We start from the raw sequence: 3,946 nt of genomic DNA, 5'->3' as shown, positions 1-3,946 counted from the left end.
AACCCCGATTTTTTACCTGAGTCATGATCTCACGTTTTATGATGATGTAAAACTCTTTTGCTTCCTACTCCATGACTCAAAAAACTTCTGTAAAGGCGATCGCTATTTTCGATATTGATGGCGTTGTGCGCGATGTTAGCGGTTCTTATCGCCGTGCGATCGCAGATACCGTAGAATATTTTACTACCCAAGCATATCGTCCAACCCCACTGGATATTGACCAACTCAAGTCTGAAGGTGTATGGAATAACGATTGGGAAGCATCGCAGGAATTAATTTACCGCTACTTTGAAACCCAAAAACAGAGCCGTGAGCAACTGCAACTAGATTACACTGCGATCGTTGCTTTTTTTCAATCCCGTTACCGCGGCCCAGACTCAAATAATTTTACTGGGTATATCTGTAATGAACCTTTGTTATTGCAACCTAGCTATTTAGAACAACTTACCAAAGCGGGTATTGCTTGGGGATTTTTCAGCGGTGCAACTCGTGCTTCCGCGAACTATGTCTTAGAAAAACGGCTGGGTTTGGAATCTCCAGTGTTGATTGCGATGGAAGATGCACCGGGGAAACCTGACCCTACGGGACTTTTCGCTACAGTTCGTGAGTTAGAAAATGGAATTGAGGAAAAATTAGCGATCCTATACGTAGGAGATACGGTAGCAGATATGTATACCGTCGAGAAAGCACGGAGTTTAGATTCTACTCGCACTTGGCTTGGTGTAGGCGTTTTACCCCCCCACGTGCAAGAAACAGCAGCGCGTAGTGATGCATACAGTGAGACATTGATAGCAGCAGGAGCAGCAGTAGTTTTGCCTAATGTGCAAGAATTAACCCCAAGGCAGATTCAAAAATTGGTCAGTTCATCTCCCCAATCTGTGTTCTAAGATTAATCAAGCTACGGGTGCATGAATGACTGGCTGATAACAATTTTGCTTTAATCATTGGGAGATTAATAGAAATGTCTGCACTTAAACTACCTAACGGCCCTCAAACTCACCCTTGGGTACAGATGTATCAATGGCTGACTAATCCCTTAGAATACATCGAAGACTGTGCTAAACGTTATGGTGATATCTTCACTCTTCAGCTAGGACAAAATGTTGCTCCTCAAGTTTTCATTAGCAATCCTCAAACGATTGGGCAGATTTTTACTACAGACCCAAAACAGTTAGACTCCGGTGAGTCAGCAGGAATTCAAGCGCCTTTATTAGGACGGCAATCGCTACTGGCGCTGGAAGGAAAGCCTCATCAGCGACAACGAAAGCTATTGACACCACCCTTACATGGGGAACGAATGCTAGCTTATGGTGAATTAATCTGCAATATCACTGAGCAAGTAACTAATCAGTGGCAGGTTGGAGAAAACTTTGCAGTTCTGTCATCAATGCAAGCAATCTCTTTCCAAGTAATTTTGAAGGCTGTATTTGGTCTGGAAGATGGGCCACGTTACGAGAAACTCAACGAATTCCTGATTGCAATCCTGAATCCCAAAATCCCTATTTTAAGAACAGTTCTACTTCTTTTCCCATCACTGCGACAGGATTTAGGAGCGTGGAGTCCTTGGGGGAAATACTTGCGTTTACGGCAGCAAATTGATGAACTTATCTATGCCCAGATTCAAGAGCGCAAAGCACAACCCGATCCATCTCGAACTGATATTCTATCTTTGATGATGGCTGCTCGTGATGAAGCAGGAGAGCCGATGACAGACTTGGAATTACGTGATGAACTGATGACCTTATTAGTAGCGGGTCACGAAACTACAGCAACTTCCTTATCATGGGCGCTGTACTGGATTCATCATCAGCCGCAGGTGCGGGAAAAACTGCTGCAAGAACTAGATAAGTTGGGTGAACAACCAGACCCAAATGCCATTTTCCGATTGCCTTATTTGAATGCTGTCTGTTCTGAAACCCTACGCCTTTACCCAGTAGCGGTATCGGGACTAAATCGATTGGTTAAATCACCGCTACAAATTGGGGAATATAACTTTGAACCTGGGACTTTGATCATTCCCTCTATTTATTTGACCCATCATCGAGAAGATTTATATCCAGAGTCGAAGCAATTTAAGCCAGAGCGTTTTCTGGAACGGCAATTTTCTCCTTATGAGTATTTACCCTTTGGTGGCGGGAACCGTCGCTGTATTGGAATGGCATTTGCCTTGTTTGAAATGAAACTGGTGTTGGCAAAAGTGCTGTCTCACTGGGAGATGGAACTGGCTGATAGCAAACCAGTGCAGCCAGTACGTAAGGGTTTGCTATTTAGCCCAGCAGGTGGCGTAAAGATGGTGGTGACTGGGAAACGCCAGCAAAATCAGGTAGTTCGAGAAACTAGTTTTGTTTAGAAAGTTTGAGAATGCGATCGCCAGGGAAGTATACATCATGAAAGATGTTGATGAAACGAGTCCGAACTCATCATCAACTTCATTTTTATTATTGTGTTTAAGCCAAGACAGGCTTGCCGTTAGCAACAGCCTGCTCAATAATATCAGCGGCTCGACTTACCCCCCCAGCACCGAGAGTAGCTGCTTGTAATCTCAGGGCATTCTGTTTATAAGATTCTTCTGTTAACACCCGTCTAACAGCATTTTTTAATGTAGAAACATTCAGTTTCTTTAAGGTGACAAGCTCACCTGCCCCTGTCCAAGCGATACGCGCTGCTACTCCTGGCTGGTCATTAGCAACTGGAATCGCCACCATTGGCACTCCTTTTTTGAGACATTCCATTGTTGTATTCATTCCCGCATGAGTAATCATGAGGGTAGCTTTTTCCAGCACTTCTAATTGAGGTGCATACTCAACTACTAAAGGATTTCCTGCCAAGTCTGGTAATGATTCTGGTTTAGCAGAACCTCCTAAAGAAATCACTAACTGAGCATCCAAATCTTCACAAGCTGAAGCAATAGTCTGAAAAACCCAAATCAGACGATTTTGCAATGTTCCCATCGAAGCGTAAATTAACGGTTTCCCCGTCAATTTTTCATAAGGGAAAGAAACAGTTGCTCGACTGGCTGAAGTATGATAGCTTCCCGTGAAATGGAACCAAGGAGGTAATTCTTCTCTGGGAAATTCAAACTCAGCAGGTGCATTACTTATTTGAGCAAGTGGAGAGTAACTATCTTTAAGACTAGAGTACAGGGGTAATTTCCACTCTCGACGATATTCATTGATCAAATCTTGAAGTGGTTTGACGACGTTATTCTGTAACGTGTAACCCATTTGGTTGCGTAAGCGTGCCCACGTAGCTGGACTATACTTCCAAGTTGTGAAAAAAGGAGGAACGCTAGGTTCTCGATTTAGCACCACAGCGCTGCACACAGTGATGAAAGGAATTTTCAGAAACTCGGCAATTGTCCCTCCCTCTACTGAACTTTGGTTTACTAGCAAAGCTTCTACACCTGCTGCTCTAATTGCTGCTGGAGCCTCTTGGAGTGTCACAGATGAAACACGTTTGAGCAGTTCAATAGTGTATTTAAACGCAGCCAATCCACGTAGTTGACCTAATTTTGTAAAGGATTCTGCTGTGGAGCCAGAGGGAAAATCTTTTTCGCCAATTGCTTGGAATTCTATTCCTGCTGCTAGTGCTTTGGGTTGAATATCGAGTGTTCCGAAGAGGGTGACGCGATGCCCACGCCGTTGAAGTTCCTGCCCCAAGGGAAGCATAGTGTTGAGGGGGCCGGTTGCTGCACCAGGACAGATGATGCCGAAATGAGTCATGATCAATGCCTCTATTTGATTTTCAAGAACTTATCCAAAGCTGTAACTAGGCTGGGAGGCCAACGGCGGATATTTTTTACCCAGTCGATATCCTTGTAGCGGCTATCAAGTCCATAAGCTGCTACCCAGTTACTTTCGGCTTCACCTTGTTCTCCATTCACCCAATATGCAGCTGTGAGGGCGGCACGCACATCAGCAAATTTGGAGTATTTACGGGCAATATT

3 protein-coding genes and 1 pseudogene are annotated in these 3,946 nt (G+C 44.2%); 2 read left to right on the top strand and 2 right to left on the bottom strand.

The genetic code is table 11. From position 1 onward, the window contains the following. The first annotated feature begins 71 nt into the window (after positions 1-71). Together RRG12_RS41660 and RRG12_RS41655 are read left to right on the top strand one after the other, a co-directional pair. On the top strand, positions 72-887 hold the full coding sequence (locus RRG12_RS41660; RefSeq protein ID WP_420759833.1) for a TIGR01548 family HAD-type hydrolase: 816 nt from the start codon (positions 72-74) through the stop codon (positions 885-887). Between the two features lie 74 nt (positions 888-961). Continuing rightward, positions 962-2,350 carry a cytochrome P450 gene (locus RRG12_RS41655; protein ID WP_420759834.1) on the top strand — a complete coding sequence of 463 codons (1,389 nt, stop codon included), beginning with the start codon at positions 962-964 and terminating at the stop codon, positions 2,348-2,350. Between the two features lie 97 nt (positions 2,351-2,447). On the opposite strand, the gene RRG12_RS41650 is transcribed toward RRG12_RS41655, so the two are convergent. Together RRG12_RS41650 and RRG12_RS41645 are read right to left on the bottom strand one after the other, a co-directional pair. Beyond that, entirely contained in the window at positions 2,448-3,722 is a 1,275-nt protein-coding gene (locus RRG12_RS41650) for a glycosyltransferase (protein WP_420759835.1), read from the bottom strand. Between the two features lie 11 nt (positions 3,723-3,733). Continuing rightward, positions 3,734-3,946: pseudogene (locus tag RRG12_RS41645) on the bottom strand (hypothetical protein); the annotation flags it as partial.

Source organism: Nostoc sp. CALU 546, assembly GCF_048836525.1.
The sequence above is the reverse complement of the archived record's forward strand: the minus strand, read 5'-3'. Positions and strand labels throughout refer to the sequence as shown.

What these genes read in the sequence shown, in the direction of transcription:
- RRG12_RS41660 (WP_420759833.1), top strand. Translation starts at nt 72, where the DNA reads ATGACTCAAAAAACTTCTGTAAAGGCGATCGCTATTTTCGATATTGAT.
- RRG12_RS41655 (WP_420759834.1), top strand. Translation starts at nt 962, where the DNA reads ATGTCTGCACTTAAACTACCTAACGGCCCTCAAACTCACCCTTGGGTA.
- RRG12_RS41650 (WP_420759835.1), bottom strand. Translation starts at nt 3,722, where the DNA reads ATGACTCATTTCGGCATCATCTGTCCTGGTGCAGCAACCGGCCCCCTC.